This window comes from Ohtaekwangia sp., assembly GCF_036568665.1.
Taxonomy (GTDB): domain Bacteria; phylum Bacteroidota; class Bacteroidia; order Cytophagales; family Cyclobacteriaceae; genus Ohtaekwangia.
In genome coordinates, this window is the sequence record NZ_DATCSD010000267.1 from 1 (window position 1) to 16,438 (window position 16,438).

Here is a 16,438-nt window from a genome sequence, read left to right on the forward strand (position 1 = left end):
AAAAACAAAAATAGTCTATTAATTCTATAGACTTAAAATTTTTTTAGCAATTTTGTTCCGCTGTACAGAAAGTCTGTGATGAACGGGCATATACAGCGACTACTACAGCCAATCGTTTTATGACAGAGAAGGACATTGAAAAGCTGACGGCCCAGGTAACGCGGCTTCAGTTGCAGCTAACGAGAAAAGAAGTTTGTCTGGAGCGTACGCGCAAAAGTCTGGATGCATCGCGCAGGCATAACAGCAAGCTCAAGCAGCAGGTAACGTATCTTCAAAAGAAGATCGTGGATTACTACGGGTAAATATGTACCGGCAGAGATCGTGAAAGTATATATTTCAGCACCTGTTATTTTACCAGGTCTGATAGTGTATTGCCGGAAAGTATCTTGAGGGTTTCATCGCGTACCTGCCCGAAGAGCCGGTTGATAGAACACGTTTGTTCATCCGAACACATGCCGCACGAAGCATAGAAGTTGAGCGATACACACGGCAGCATAGCCACGGCACCATCAATAAGTCGTATTACTTCAATGATGCGTATAGTGTCGGCACTTTGTTTCAGATAGTAGCCGCCTCCTTTTCCTTTTTTACTGCCCAGTATTCCTGAATTTTTCAGATCGAGTAAAATCACTTCCAGAAATTTCTTCGGAATCTTTTTAGTCTCCGCTATTTCTCCAATAGTAACAGAAGTTCCCTTATCAAGCTCTGCCAGGTAAAGCAGGGCGTGCAGTGCATATTGACATTTCTTTGAAAGCATAATTTATATAGGGTGCTTGTAACCGTTTACTTTACATTCGGCACAGAAGCTTACTGCCGATTTATTCTGCGTAAAGGTATTGATTTAAAAATATATTTTAACGGAGTATATATGCATCAATAAAAAAGGCTCCGGATGAAGCCTTTTTTGATATATACGGTAAGCGGTAAGGTGTCTGGTTGCGTTGTGTCACGCTTCGTTCAGGGTGCAGGTCCATATCGGGCAATCCACATGGTTTACTACATCTTCGGCAATGCTGCCGTTAAAGAAATGCGCCAGTCCTTTGCGACCGTGGGTAGACATCGCGATCATATCGGCATGCTCATCGTGTGCAAAAGCTATTATACCGGTAGGCTCGTCTGTGCTGTTAACAATATTTACCGTATAGTGCTCCAGTTTGTAGAACCTGGCAAAGTCTTTCAACTCGGCCTGTATATCTTTTTCAGGACGATAATTTACCGGTGTGTTTACATAGAGTATATGCAGTTGTGCCTGCAGAAAATTCTGCAGCATCTTTACTTTTTCCACAAACAGATGATGGCTCAGATCGGGCATCGTTGGCAGCACAATAGAGTGAAGCGATGTGAGTGATACGGGCGATTTTACTGCGAGCACCGGCACATGCGAGAAGCGCACTACTTTTTCTGCATTCGATCCTACAAAAAATTCTTTTAATCCGCTGGCACCATGTGTGCCCATCACCACCAGATCTATACCGTGGTCGTCTATAAATTGTGTAATCGTATCGGTGATCGTGCCATGATCGGTATAAAAACTTACCGGCAACGAATCGATATCTATGTCGCGGGTGCGCATCATCTCTTCAAAATTCTTTTGTGCATCTTTCTCCAGTTCTTCCTGCATGGTGGCATTAAAAACATAGGGCTGTGCTACAAAAGATGTTTCATAAGCAGGCGCAAATTCAATGGCATGCATTACCAGAACTTCGCCTTTACTTTTTTTAGCGATCTCTACCGCGAGGTCGAATGCCTGCATGGCCGTGCCGGAGAAATCGCAGGGAACCAGAATCTTTTTCATGATTTCTATACTTACAGTGAAAAGAAAAATCAACTGCAAAATTCAAAAATGCCGCGAGGCATGGCATGATCTGCAACGTGCGTTGCGTATTATGAAAGATCAACGGTGCAGATCCACAGGTCGGGGAACACATCACCAAAGCAATAGCAGGGCATGCGGGAATACACATGCCGCTTTTTTAATACAACAAAATTTTCGGTGCGGTTGGTTCGCGTAAAAAGCGAAAATGGGATGGCTACTGGATTCTGGCTGCTGACTGCCGGAAGATGTGGAGTGTATTGGTATATATTCGCTTAATCTTCTATGGAAAGGAGTCTAACCATAAGATAGTTTCTTTTGCTTTACTTCTTTTAGAGCATTTCATAGCCGCTCCCGGGCCGCGTGGCCCCGCATGTTCCACCTGGTCTGCATCCAATCCGCACACGCCCTCGCCAGGCCAAAGATTGGATGAGGCCCAGTTGAAACATGCTGGAAGGGAGAAAGATATACATACATGAATAGGTATATATTTGCTCTATCTTCTACGGAAGAATATTTCTACTTACCATAAGATAGGTTCTTTTGCTTTACTCTTTTTGGTGCATTCCATAGCCGCTCCCGGGGCCGCGTGGCCCCGCATGTTCCACCTGGTCTGCATCCAATCCGTACACGCCCTCGCTAGGCCAAAGATTGGACGAGGCCCAGTTGAAACATGCTGGAAGGGAGAAAGACATATGCATAGGTATATATTTGCTCTTTCTTCTAGGGAAGAATACTTCTACTTACTATAAGATAGTTCTTTTGCTTTACTTTTTTAGTGCATTTCATAGCCGCTCCCGGGGCGCGTGACCCCGCATGTTCTTACCTGGTCTGCATCCAATCCGCACATGCCCTCGCCAGGCCAAAGATTGGATGAGGTCGGGTTGACACATGCTGGAAAAAAGAGATATAGGTATATATTTCTCCGGGGGCAAATGGTTACTGGCTGCAGGAAGTGTGAGGTGGGGATTGGGTGTGATGAGATATAGTACTCATTTTTCCTGCAGCCAGTGGCCTGTAGCTATCGCCAGCAGCCATTTCAAAGCTCAATAAGAAATCCTTCGCGTGTTACATCTTTCTTGGTATACGATACTCCGTCAATCTTTATACCTTGTTTGTTAAGCAAAGTAATAATGCCTCCATTGTTGCCGAGTTGCGCACCTTTGCCACTCAGGTTTATGCGGATAGCATCGCCACCGTTTATGGTTTTGCGGTCGATTACATCCGTGTTCTTCTTGGTCTTGTCTACGATCTTCCAGCCTTCGATATCAACCGGCTGATCGGATTTGTTAAGAAGAATAATATACTCTTTGCCTACATCTACATTGCGCGGATTTACCATGGCCGCAATAATGCGTATAGGCGTAGAGTTTTCCGGCTGCTCTTCATGATCCTGCGGTACATCGGCCAGCGGATGACCGGTAACATCGTCTGTATGCCAGCTCTGCACCTGGAAGGCAATGAACAGCGCCACCCACTTGTTGCGCGAAGGGAAATGCAACAGCAGGCCGCCATCCTGGTATACACCGTTGTCGTTGGCATAGCGGCCGGAGTTTCCCTGGTTCATGTGTATATCATGTATACCATTGCCGGGCTCGAAGTGAAAGTATTTATCGGGCTTGCCATTTTCCGGTCCCCACTTCTCGCCAAAAGCATATACCCGAGCATCGCTTTCCTGTATAGCCTGCTGGATATAGAAGTCGATCTTCTCATTCAGGTCATTATCGGCTCCCGGTTTGTTGTAAGGTATAGCACGCATTTCTTCGCGTGGAAATAAATTCTTGCGGATAAAATCCAGGGCAATGCTATCCGACTTCGAGGCAATGTGCGTGTAGCCATCGGCTAAGTTGGCATCCAGTATATCTTGCAAAATAGCATGACGATAATCGTCATTGAGATAGAACAAAACTTCCGGAGGACTCAACTGCGATTTTACGTTTACGGCTATGCGGTGTATCGGGCCACCCGCATCGATCTTGATCTGGAAATGTTCGTTGGAGGGTGTAGCCTGAATCCGGTCTACCGCTTTTCCTTTCAGCACTCCATAGTGATTAATAGGCATAGTAGTACATTTAGAGGGTTAGTAATTTTTTTTAGGATAACTTTTTACGAAGAGAAATATTCTTTCCAGCTTATTTTACTCAGGCCATCATCGATGAGCGATGCTTCGGTATTGCTGCTGCCGATGATAACCGATTCTTCTGTTACAGAAGCGCGCGATCTTCTTTCCCAGTCGTGCAGAAAAACATCCTGGTAATAATTTGCCACCACATCGTTATAGATCAGCAGGCTTGCATCGCGATTATACTGCACGCCTGCATTGGAGTAATTATGACTGCCGATAAGAATACGTTCGCCATCGGCAATGATACCTTTTGTATGGGTGTTGCTCATCATCTTTACCCGGCTCATATCAAAGCCATAAGCCTGTAACGCTTCCAACATCTTGCGATCAGTATCGCTTCGCTGTGCACGCAGAATAACCCGGGCATCTATATCCGGATCGTTGATCTTATCCATGAGTGTGTTGAGCAACTCTTCATACTCCGGTGTAAGCGTTTCTCCGATAGATATATACTGGTTTTGGAAATATAGCGTTCGCTTGGCCGAACGTATAATGGATAACGCATGCTCGATATAGTTATCGGGCGTGAGCACCGGTTGTATACGCACAGGTCGCGTTCGGGTGAAGGTGATCTTCTTGGGAGGAAATATTCTATACTTGGCAATCTCGCTCCACTCCAGTGTTTCTTCCGGCAGATACATATCCGGCAGCTCGAACGATTCGATCAGGTCTGCTTCCGGTTTAGCGGCACTGCGTGTAAAATCCCACTCAATAAATTTATAGTATATATCCGATAGCTTCGTGTTATCTACAATAATGTTCCACTCGCGGTTATACTCTTTCAGCAAAGTATTGTCGGAAGCAAAGTCTTCGTCAGGTTGATTGGAGCTTTGCCAGTTACCGCTGGAGAGCCAGAACGATTTTTTATCCCGCACAGCTACTTTAATATGATAAGCATTATTGCAGATACCGCTTTTACCTTTCCACGCTTTTATACTTTTAAAGTTTTGCTTGCCGAGTTTGGTAAGTGCCGTAATAATTGTGTCTTCTGCCACATCATCCACTTTTGTGCCTTTGCCAACATTGGCAGCCGGGTTGCCATCGTATACCAGTGTGAGGCTTACGCCACGCCTTACTACTTTCTTCAGCATCTTATATATCTGCGGGGCAGAGAAGTCGTACATCGCTACTTGCAGATGTTCCTGTGTATCGTCCAGGAAAGGACCGAGCGTGGTCCAGCCACCTTCCGGGCTCACGTGGCAGGTGAGTGTCATTGCTGCCTGTACTTCATCCAGCGATACATGAGGAGGCGGAGTATAATTATTACCGAGTCGAGCGGCTTCCAATATGGCCGCTTCCTGCGCAGGAGCAGTAAGTGCTTCGAGAAACGTTGGCTCCTGTATAGCTTTTAACTGGTTGATGACGTTAGTCTCTGTTTTTACTTCCGGATGATATTGCAGTATATCTATAGGCGAAGCCGGTACTACATCTACCGGATATCCTTTATAGCTGGAGGGCAGCAGATCTTCCTGCGTAAGCGATGCCTTATGAATTTTTCTCTCCACCACTGCTACTATAGCGGGCTGAGCGGTAATGATTCCATTCTCAAATTTATACCCGGGTCGGGCTGTGAGTAATCCGGCAGCTTTATCTTTATATACCTCTGCGAACTCTGTTACGATACCCGCCAGCAATTGCATCTGAGGATTTTTGGTTCGGTTACTGCGAACAGAAGAAGGTGGTTGTGACTGTAATGTTATTCCCTTGCTGATAATTGTATCGCCCTGTTGCAGGCCTCGTATTACAATAGCCTTGTCGTTGTATTCGGTAAAATTGATCTGGCCATTACCGGACGCTACATGAAATTTGCCACCACCCAGTATATATAGCATCGGGTTGTTATCTTCTATGCGCAGCGTGCCGGTAAATTGCTCCAGCGCTACCGTTGCGTGCCCGTTACCATTGGCGGGTAAATTGGGTGTAACAATATCTTCCGACCCCGGTTCGAAGAACGGTTTGAATATATCGGTAACCTTTTTGTTGTTGCTATTGATAGTCATCTTTTGTGCGCTTAAAGTTGTTGAACATCGGCTCGGTAATGCGTGTGCCATAGTTGGTCGTGCTGCTGCCGGTAGTGTGTATACCTATAATAACACGTTCGGTCTCGCCCAGGGTAAGCCACAGCCCTGCACCACTCTGCCCTCCGGTAGAATCGGCCGTATAGTATATCTTGTGTTTGGAAGAACGATCTATTTCGCGTGAGTGATAGTATTGATTCGGCCACTTATCCGGATCGTGCGGATAGCCGCATACATTCACGATCTGGTTGCTCAGGTTTTCGTCTGACGCTGCCGCGAAAGCAAACCATCCTATATTTATATCGGCTTTCTCATCGAGGATAATTAGTCCATAATCATAATCGGAGTTACGATCATTTACCCAGCCGTTGGAGGCTTTGAAGAGTGTAGCATCATATTTACCAAAAGGCTGTTTGTTATTTCCCCAGGCTGGGATCACTTCAATTGTTTTGGCAAAGCCTCCGGCATCGTGCAGAAAAACACAATGACCTGCCGTGAGCAATACGCGCGGACTAATGAAGCAGGCGGTGCCCGCATATTGTGAGCCCGACTGTGATGTAATTACCAGGGCAGCAATTTTTCTCCAGGGAAACTCCGTTGGGTCGGGCACTTTCTTCCGATCATCATTACCGATAATGAGTTCGAGGGTCTGGTCTCCGAAAGAACCCACAGCGGCATCCGACAATGTGCGGGTGGTGGCTGTTTCTTTTGTAACGGTAAGTTCGCTCACGCCATTTTTAGCAAGCGGGTTCAACTCGGTATAGGTTGCAAAAGCATTACCTGCAACGGGTTGTGCTGGTGCTGTGATGGCAGCCGCTTCGGTTTCAGAATCTTCTTCAGGAACATACGTGTCGCTGGAGATCAATTCATCCAGGTCTTTGATCGTTAAAACAGGTTCGGGCATATCAATATGTTTTGGTTAGGCAATCTGTATAGCGGATCGGCCTTCGTTAACAAGCTTTACCCTTCTGTCAGTATATTTCACACATCCAACAAGCGTTGTCACAACAGCCAATTCAAACAACCGCCATCTTCTGTGGCGTAGCAATTTTTATTTTTTAAATATATACTTGTTTTGATTCCAGGTGGGCTTTGATCAAATAACAGCGATCGGGTGGGTCAAGGAATCTATATCGAAGATACTCGTTTACCGCCTCTTCGTCAATAGCAGTATATTAATTCTGTGTAAATAAAGAATGGACAGGTGTAGCCACGTGTGTTCCCGGTATGCAACTTTCTTCTAGTATAAATACCTATGGCTTAGTAAAATCACGATACATTCCTCCGTATAAATACGGATTCCCCTTGTAATGCTGCTGGTATAATCGTGTGTTAATTTTGCGCCCATGGATACCAAAGGGAATTTTCCTTATCAAAATACTTCACTGGTTAGTCTGCCAAAAGAAAAATGGAAAGATATACCGGGCTTTGAAGGACTCTATAGAATTTCTAATTACGGCCGCGTAAAATCTGTGCCGCGCGAACGCGTCATGAACTCACCTCATGGCGGAGTGTACATGTCGAAAGAGATGATCCGTAAATCCAAGCTCGATGTAAAGCTGAACAAAACCATCGGGCAGAATCTGTATACGTTGCTGATCACACTATATAAGGAAGGGAGGATCTATCATTTCTCCGTAGCACGCCTCGTATACTATACTTTTGGAAAAGCGTTCGATCTTGACGATCATTCTATATACATCTCGTACAATGATCATGACGGACGAAATGTACATATATCCAACCTCGTTAAAACGGATATACAGACGATCAAACTTCTTTCGTACGAGAAGGGCAGAGCGGTGAGTCACCTTTCCGTGTTAAGCAAACCGGTAACACAGTTTGATACGCAGGGTAATCCTGTTGAAAGTTATCCCAGCATGTATGAAGCGGGCAAGCGCACCGGGCTGAACGAACGAAATATAGCTGCAGTAGTAAGCGGCTCCGATCACATGTATAAAGGTTTTTTCTGGAAGGCCGGTATACATAAACGCAAGCTCGATCTGAGCAAGATCAGTCGCAATGCCGAGCAGGATATGATCAACGTAGGGTTGAAGAAACGCCTGGGGCTCAAGAAAGTTGATTTGGCAAATCCTCCTGCCTATCTGAATCTTTCTACACAAAGTATGAAGGGTGAACGCTGGCACGATGTGCCCGGGTATAAAGGACTATACCAGGTGTCGTCTGTAGGCAGGGTAAAAGCGCTGAAGAAAATTTCAGAAGGCAAGCAGCAGAAGTGGATGCCCGAACGCATACAACGCCTTACTATCGACTTCAGGCTTGGTCCTAAAGGAAAGGAAATTCCCGGAAGCGCATTTGCCTGCATGGCGAGCAATGGTGTAAAGAAGCTTATCTCCGTTCCGCGCCTGGTATATTTTCTGTTCGTAAAGAAATTTGATATAACCGATTCAACATTGCGTGTTTACTATAAAGATGGCAACTCACTGAATCTGCATCATTCTAACCTCATGCTGAAGCGCGGAGTATGGTCGTTTAAGAAAGTGCGAGAGCGAAAGTAACTCTTGTTGAAATATAGTTGCATATAGTATAGGTGTACTATATTTTATTGATTGTAAAAGAAAACCACTGTAAAAATTAGTTGCCGGGTTAGTGGCCATAGAATCGTTGGCTGCAAGCGAGTGCAAAAGTGCACCGTATGGTTATACAGGGCTGTTGGCAAAATTTACTATATACTGCAGAAAGGTTGCGTTTTTAGCTTCTTTGTGATTAAAAAATATATAGTTCGCAACCCGCAACATTCCGGTCGAAAGAAAAGTTTAACAGGTATCGAAACATACTTTATTTGTTCCGATATACATTGAATACAATAGAAATTATCTCAAACTATACCAGTCCTGTTCCCGGGGCGGTATCACATCCGGAACTGATCTTTTACTTCCTCATCCGGCATCAGCATAATCCTGTTACGATCATCAGCGATCTCTGATAGGTGTCGCTATATATACTTTACCTTAAAAACTTATAAAACAATTTATTAAAATCTAACTATGGAAAATTCTATGTTAAGTTATCTGTGGATACCCTTTGTGGTAATCTGTCTTGTGTTGTATAAATATATACTGCGATTCCTCTTTGGGATGGTTATCGTGCCGGAAGACCGGATCGGGTTGGTTACCAAGAAATTCGTATTGTTTGGTGAGCACCGTGAGTTGCCCGATGGCCGGATTGTAGCCACAAGGGGTGAAGCAGGTTTTCAGGCGAAGACGCTTGCACCAGGACTATATTTCTGGATGTGGGTATGGCAGTACGAAGTAAATATGGAACAGTTTACCATTATACCCGAAGGTAAGATCGGTCTTGTGCTGGCGAAAGACGGTGCCGAAATACCCACCGGAAATATACTCGGCCATCGTGTAGACAGCGATAACTTTCAGGATGCCGAAAAGTTTTTGAACAACGGTGGTCAGCGTGGTAGACAATCAACCTATATCACGTCCGGTTCATATCGTATCAACACATTACTTTTCCAGTTATCGATCACCGATATGGTGCGCATACAGGAAAGTCGTGTAGGTATAGTTACTACGCTGGATGGTTTGCCGATCGATGCCGGACAAATAGCGGGTACTACTGTAGAAGGTCACAACAACTTCCAGGACTTTGATAAGTTTATCAAGAACGGTGGTAATCGTGGTTTGCAGCCGCAGGTAATTCTGGCGGGTTCATATAACCTGAATCCGTGGGCTGTGCAGGTAGAAGAAATACCGATGACCGAGATCGCGATCGGATATGTGGGTGTAGTAATCTCCTATATAGGGCAGGATGGCCATGACCTTACCGGTGCGGAATTTAAACACGGTAACATTGTGCAGAAAGGTTTTAAAGGTGTGTGGCTGGAGCCACTTGGCCCCGGTAAATATCCGATCAATAAATATACTATGAAAGTAGAACTGGTGCCTACTACCAACCTCGTGTTGAACTGGGCAAGTGCAAGAAGTGAAGCACACAACCTGGATAAAAATCTTTCTACGATCACAGTGCGATCAAAAGACGGTTTCCCTTTTAACCTGGATGTGGCGCAGATCATACACGTACCCACTACAGAAGCTCCTAAAGTAATTGCACGCTTCGGTAACATGATCAACCTGGTATCGCAGGTATTGGAACCTACGATTGGTAACTACTTCCGTAACTCCGCGCAGGATAGTGACGTGATCGCCTTCCTGAGTACACGTAAAGAACGGCAGGAGTCTGCGAAGTTTCATATCAAAAAAGTATTGGATGAGTATAACGTAAATGCCGTAGATACACTGATAGGAGACATTGTTCCTCCGGAGTCGCTGATGAAAACATTGACCGATCGTAAGATTGCCGAGGAACAAAAAATCACATACGAAACACAGAAGAAGGCGCAGGAAACACGCCAGGGTATGGAGAAAGAAACTGCGATTGCCGATATGCAGAAAGATATAGTGCGTGCACAGCAAAGTGTAGAGATAGCCGAGCGCACTGCCAACGCTGCCGTGAAAAAATCGGAAGGTGATGCTGCCAGTGTAAAACTCTCGGTAAGTGCCGAAGCGGAAGCAACCAAGATGCGTGCACACGCAGAAGCCGAAGCTACCAAGGCAAGAGCACAAGCCGACTCTGAAGCTATAAAACTGAAAGCTTCTGCACAGGCCGAGCAGATATCCGTAACCGGTAATGCAGAAGCGGAGAAGATACTCGCGATTGGTAAATCTACTGCAGAAGCATACGAGCTCGCAGTGAAAGCACTCGGTGGCGAAAACTTTACGAGATACAAGATCACCGAAGAACTTTCGAAAGGTCACATCAAATTGATACCGGATGTGTTGATTGGAGGAGGCACGAACAGCAATGGAAGTGCTATGGACGGACTTCTCGGATTAAAACTGATGGAGATGATGGATCCAAAGAAAAACGATCCGAACAAAAAGTAATCATGCATAAATTGTATAGTGCTAAAAGGGCGGCAACTGCTGCCCTTTTTTTATGACTATGTGCTTTTAGTCTGGTAGTGATTACTCGTTACAACGCCTAAAATAGGAGAAACTCTATTTTATTATGACCGCTTAAAAATCTGGCCTGGTATATCAATGGAATAGTTTTGTATATTAGGAATGTTGCTGCACGTAATCTCCGGCCACCAAATCCGGAGAACAGGCAACACCTCTTGCCTGTCATTCTAAGCTATATATACTCTGTACGTTTTGGTTAACCAACACTGTTATGTATGCCATTGTTCGCTATACCATTGTATTGATCCTTGTTAGTTTGTTGCATTCGGGAACCTCCTGGTCGCAAACGAAGAATATAGTCTTCAGACATTTGAACACATCGAATGGCCTGTCGCAGGATCATGTAAACGCCATCCTCAAAGGAAATAAAGGTTTTATGTGGTTTGCTACCGATGAAGGCCTGAATAAATATGACGGCTATAAATTCTCGGTTTATCGTCACGATCCCAACGATACACTTTCCATCAGTAATAATTATGTATACGATCTGCTCGAAGACGAAGAGAATCATGTGTGGATTGCCACAGGCAGCGGACTTGATTTGATGGATCGCGAGCGCGATATATTTATACACTACAGTCCCACCGATTCTGTAATATCCGTACGCGATATATACCAGGATAGCAAGAGGAGAGTATGGATTGGTACTACTACGGGGCTATATCTTTTTAACAGGAATACGAAAACATTTCAACAGTATCTATATAACGATAATGGTCAATTCAGTTTGAACCAGAATTTTATCTACGGGATAACACAAGATCCTGGTGGTGACCTGTGGATTGCCACACAGGATGGCTTGAACAGGTTCAACCCGGAAAAAGGGCAGTTTGTCAAAAGATATATACATAACCCGGCTGATCCGGTCAGTATTGGTGCCAACTGGATAAAGAGTGTATATACCGATGCGAGTGGGAATGTATGGATCGGAACACAGGGAGGTGGTATAGCGTTGTTTAATCCTGCTACGAATACATTTAAAAATTTTCAACATGATCCGTCCAATGCACATAGTATAGGGTATAACGATATACTTTCCTTTGCAGAAGATGCCACCGGTAAACTCTGGATAGGCACAGAGAATGGCGGTGTAAGTATACTGGATGAGAAGCGAAATTCGTTTGCCACGTATCGACACGATCTGTTTGATGACAACAGCGTCAGTAACAATTCTATCTATAGTATATATAAAGATGATATCGGTAATATGTGGATAGGCACCTGGTCGGGTGGCGTTAACTTTGTTCCACGCTTTGGTGAAAAGTTTGAGCGATATACACAGTTGCCCAATAGCAAGGGACTTTGCAATAGTATAATTTTATCTGTTACCGGCGATAGCAAGGGCAACATCTGGATCGGTACAGATGGCGGTGGATTGAACCGGTTTAATCCTGTATCCAAAACATTTACCTGCTATCGTCATGATGAAAGTAACAGCAACAGCCTTGCAAGCGATTATGTACTCTCGGTGGTGGAGGTAAAGCCAGGTATATTAGCGTTGGGATATCATCGTGGTGGTTTTGATCTGTTCGATACCAACACCGGTATATTTACACACCATATGCCCGGGAAAGATAATCCACGGAGTTTAGCAGCTACAACTATTACTGCTGTGTTTAAAGGAAGCGATTCGCGGTTGTGGGTTGGTACTTGGGGTGGAGGTATAGGGCTATATCACCCGGAGAGTCGTGACTTTACCTGGTACCAGCAGAACCCGCGCGATAAAAAAAGTTTGAGCGATAATTTTATACATTGTATTGGCGAAGATGCCGAAGGAAATATATGGGTAGGCACCGGCTCGGGGCTTAACAAACTCGATCGGCACACCGGGCAATTCACACACTTTCGCAACAACTTATCAGATACAAAAAGTTTAAGTCATGATGTAGTGGAAACTATATTGCTGGATCACAACAAGCACATGTGGTTTGGTACAGCAGGAGGTATAAGTCTGTATGACGCGAAGACGAATACCTTTACCTCGTATACCGAGAAGGCCGGACTTCCCAATAACATGATCCGGAGTATACTGGAAGACGATCATGGTAATCTCTGGATCAGTTCCAACAAAGGTCTTTCACGCTTCAACCCCGACACGAAGTCTGTAAGAAATTATAGTACAGCCGATGGTCTTCAGGGAAATGAGTTTAAATCGCACTCGTGCTATAAAGCCAGGACCGGTGAAATGTTTTTCGGAGGACCTAACGGACTCAATGCTTTTTACCCGGTTAGCTTGCAGGACAATACATTTATACCCCCGGTATATCTTACCGATTTCCAGATATTTAATCGCTCTATCTCCGTGCACAGCGAAGATTCTGTTCTGAAAAAACATATCAACCAGGTAAAGGAAATCCGGTTGGCGCATAATCAATCCGTATTTACCCTGGAGTTTGCTGCCCTGAATTATATACTTCCGGAAAAGAACCAGTATGCATATAAACTGGAGGGTTTTGATAAAGAGTGGAATTATGTAGGGAACAAACGCACGGCCACGTATACCAACCTGGACCCTGGCGAATATACATTTCACGTAAGGGGCTCGAATAACGATGGATTATGGAATGAAGATGGTGCACGTGTTAAAATCATCATTACGCCTCCTTACTGGTATAGATGGTGGTTTCGCGTGCTGATGGTGTTTCTGGTAGTGGGAGGTATATATCTTTTTGTGCGCATCCGCGTGCATCGTGTTCATAAACAAAAACAGGAACTCGAACACCAGGTAAAAGTACGCACCATGGAAGCCGTGCAGCGAAAAGAAGCGTTGGAGGAGCAAGCTGAGAACATGTATGCACTGAATGAACAATTGCAGGCTCAAACCGATTTTTTGAAGAGTATAAATGACGAGATACAGGAGCAGCGTATAGCAGCCGAAACCGCCCGCGAAGAAGCAGAGAATGCCAATCGTGCCAAGAGTATATTTCTGGCCACGATGAGTCATGAAATACGAACACCGATGAATGGCGTAATCGGCATGGCTTCGCTGCTGGCGGAGACAAATCTTACGCAGGAGCAGCGCGAGTACGCCGAGATCATCAGGAGCTCGGGAGAAAGTTTGCTCGGGGTGATCAATGATATACTGGATTTCTCCAAGATAGAATCCGGTAAAATGGAATTGGAGAATAAAGATTTTAACCTGCGCAGCTGTGTGGAAGATGTGCTGGATTTGTTCGCTAATAAGGCTGCCGGTATAGGACTTGATCTGATATACCAGCTGGATCATGATGTGCCGGATCACATTATAGGCGATAGTCTACGGTTACGACAGATACTGATAAACCTGGTAGGGAATGCGGTAAAGTTTACACACCAGGGAGAAATTTTTGTAAGTATACATGTACAAAGTAAAGAGGGAAATGAATATGAACTGCGTGTAGAAGTGCACGACACAGGTATAGGTATACCGGCCGATAAATTAGATCGCCTCTTCCGCGCCTTCTCGCAGGTAGATGCTTCTACTACACGCAAATATGGAGGCACCGGATTAGGGCTTGCGATATCAGAGAAACTGGTAGGACTAATGCGAGGAAGAATATGGATAGAGAGCACCGTAGGCAAGGGTACTACATTTTTCTTTACGATACGCACGCAGTTGAGTGAGCAACCCGTGCAAGCCTACGTGCATGATAAAGATGCGCTGGCCAATAAAAAGATATTGATTGTAGATGACAATGCTACGAATCGTCTGATACTCAAAAATCAATTGGGATTCTGGAATGCTATACCTATACTTTCTACCTCCGGAAAAGAAGCGCTGGATATACTGCAGCGAACGCGCGACTTTGATCTGGTACTAACAGATATGCAAATGCCGGAGATGGATGGTTTGCAATTGGGCAAGCGCATTCGCGAGCTATATGCGCATATACCGGTAATTTTGCTGAGCTCCATCGGTGATGAACGCAACGAACAATTCAATCAGGTATTCTCTTCAGTGTTGTCTAAACCGGTAAAGCAAAATACACTGTATAAAAATATACTGATGACTCTCCGGAAAAATGACAAGCCTTCAGCGCAGGAAGACAAGACGGCACGAACATTACGCGATGACTTTGCGCTGCAATATCCTTTGCATATACTCATTGCAGAAGATAACCCGGTAAATCAAAAACTCGCCCGGCATGTACTGAATAAATTAGGATATACTCCCGATATTGTATCCAATGGACTCGAAGCGCTCGAAGCACTGGCCGCATCGCGACATAACCTGATACTGATGGATGTGCAGATGCCTGAGATGGATGGCCTGGAAGCCTCGCGCAAAATTCGCGAACAACCCGGCACACAACCTGTAATTATAGCCATGACGGCTAATGCTATGCAGGGCGATCGTGAGCAATGTATAAAAGCCGGCATGAACGACTACATAAGCAAGCCCGTAAACCTCGAAGAACTCATGAAGACGCTACAGAAGTGGGCACTAAGTTTACAGACGAAGCAAGAAGCTTAGAAACGTAAAGTATAAAGCTTAAAGTAGAGCGACCCTTACTTTCATCTTTTTCAGCTATATATCTGCGTTCATCCCGATAGCTATCGGGATCAGCGGGAAACAAAATCAGTTTTCTGCTTTTGGCGCTCAGCGTTACTGCATTCCCGTTACAACACAAGTATATAAGGGAGATTTGAATGGTGTGAGTTTGCAGGTTGGATTTAAGACACCACTTCAGTGAACGTTCCTCGTTACCCGTTATTCGTGAATTGTTATGAGTTGATAGAATAACACTAACGTTTAGCAGAGAACACCTCCCGATCACGACTGATCAATTGATAGTCGTTATCCATCTTATTTGCCGAAAAGTAATTTTCCAGCATACTATATCTTTCGGGTAAATTAAATTTAAGGTTCCAGTATAATTTTTTCAGGCATTCGGAACAAAGTCTGTTCGGTCGTGAATCAGATTCCACTACACTGTTGGAACCATTCATCACACAAACAGCATGTGTACAATGTTCGCACGAAAACATGTGACCGATCTCGTGTGAAGATGTTTTGATCAATCGTTGCAGGCAAAGTGTATAACTGGAAGAATCCACCGGTCCGTCAGTATACCAGTATATAGATGAAACACCAACGCGTTTTTTTAATCTGGCTTGGCCAAAAACAAAATTCCAGGAATCGGCCGGGTAAAGATCATTGACTGTGATGGCCATGATCACGATGGCATCCTGTGGAATATTTTTCTCCAGGTAGTCCATAATGTAGGTGGTGAGAAATTGCTCGTGACCGTCTTCCCGTAATCTTCGTGCAGTGGATGGAATAATCGAATCCTCAATGGCGGGTTGAATGATGATTTCCAAACCAAAAAATATCCGGAGATATTCTGCGGTTGATTTAATCAGCTCCTGTTGCAGAGCAGAAAATGTTCCTACAGGTTGCAGGTATATTTTCTTTTGAACTTCATTGGGAGAAACAGGTTTGAATTTTATGTATTGTTCAAATGACTGACCCTTCTCCTCATGCTCGTATAGCCAATCGCCAGGT

The 16,438-nt window shown here is 44.6% G+C and carries 11 protein-coding genes; 5 read left to right on the top strand and 6 right to left on the bottom strand.

What is annotated here, in order from left to right:
- Nucleotides 1–119: 119 nt before the first annotated feature.
- A complete protein-coding gene (locus VIN08_RS14670; protein WP_331966561.1) occupies nucleotides 120–302 on the top strand; it encodes a hypothetical protein in 183 nt (60 codons plus the stop codon).
- A 44-nt stretch (nucleotides 303–346) separates the two neighbouring features.
- Here VIN08_RS14670 and VIN08_RS14675 read toward each other — a convergent pair whose 3' ends face one another.
- The 5 genes from VIN08_RS14675 to VIN08_RS14695 form a co-directional block, all read right to left on the bottom strand.
- Entirely contained in the window at nucleotides 347–757 is a 411-nt protein-coding gene (locus VIN08_RS14675; RefSeq protein ID WP_331966564.1) for an Rrf2 family transcriptional regulator, read from the bottom strand.
- A 189-nt stretch (nucleotides 758–946) separates the two neighbouring features.
- Nucleotides 947–1,795 (bottom strand): universal stress protein, encoded by an 849-nt coding sequence (locus VIN08_RS14680; RefSeq protein ID WP_331966567.1) that lies wholly within the window; start codon nucleotides 1,793–1,795, stop codon nucleotides 947–949.
- Nucleotides 1,796–2,852: 1,057 nt separating this feature from the next.
- Nucleotides 2,853–3,875 (bottom strand): DUF2278 family protein, encoded by a 1,023-nt coding sequence (locus VIN08_RS14685; protein WP_331966570.1) that lies wholly within the window; start codon nucleotides 3,873–3,875, stop codon nucleotides 2,853–2,855.
- Nucleotides 3,876–3,919: 44 nt separating this feature from the next.
- Nucleotides 3,920–5,938, bottom strand: coding sequence for a phospholipase D-like domain-containing protein (locus tag VIN08_RS14690; protein WP_331966573.1), 2,019 nt, complete (start codon nucleotides 5,936–5,938; stop codon nucleotides 3,920–3,922).
- Nucleotides 5,925–6,860: a trypsin-like serine peptidase gene (locus tag VIN08_RS14695; protein ID WP_331966576.1), complete on the bottom strand. Its 936-nt coding sequence runs from the start codon at nucleotides 6,858–6,860 to the stop codon at nucleotides 5,925–5,927. Before VIN08_RS14695 ends, VIN08_RS14690 begins: the two co-directional genes overlap by 14 nt.
- A 442-nt stretch (nucleotides 6,861–7,302) precedes the next feature.
- Here VIN08_RS14695 and VIN08_RS14700 point away from each other — a divergent pair, with 442 nt between their 5' ends.
- From VIN08_RS14700 to VIN08_RS14715, 4 genes are all read left to right on the top strand, one after another.
- Nucleotides 7,303–8,475 (top strand): NUMOD4 domain-containing protein, encoded by a 1,173-nt coding sequence (locus tag VIN08_RS14700; RefSeq protein ID WP_331966578.1) that lies wholly within the window; start codon nucleotides 7,303–7,305, stop codon nucleotides 8,473–8,475.
- 284 nt (nucleotides 8,476–8,759) lie between these two features.
- Nucleotides 8,760–8,903 (top strand): hypothetical protein, encoded by a 144-nt coding sequence (locus VIN08_RS14705; protein ID WP_331966581.1) that lies wholly within the window; start codon nucleotides 8,760–8,762, stop codon nucleotides 8,901–8,903.
- A gap of 61 nt (nucleotides 8,904–8,964) precedes the next feature.
- The gene (locus VIN08_RS14710; protein ID WP_331966584.1) at nucleotides 8,965–10,875 is read left to right on the top strand and encodes an SPFH domain-containing protein; all 1,911 of its coding nucleotides are present in this window, start codon (nucleotides 8,965–8,967) and stop codon (nucleotides 10,873–10,875) included.
- 289 nt (nucleotides 10,876–11,164) lie between these two features.
- Entirely contained in the window at nucleotides 11,165–15,406 is a 4,242-nt protein-coding gene (locus tag VIN08_RS14715) for a hybrid sensor histidine kinase/response regulator (RefSeq protein WP_331966587.1), read from the top strand.
- 272 nt (nucleotides 15,407–15,678) lie between these two features.
- On the opposite strand, the gene VIN08_RS14720 is transcribed toward VIN08_RS14715, so the two are convergent.
- A partial coding sequence (locus VIN08_RS14720; protein ID WP_331966590.1) for an archaemetzincin occupies nucleotides 15,679–16,438 on the bottom strand: 760 nt, incomplete at its 5' end.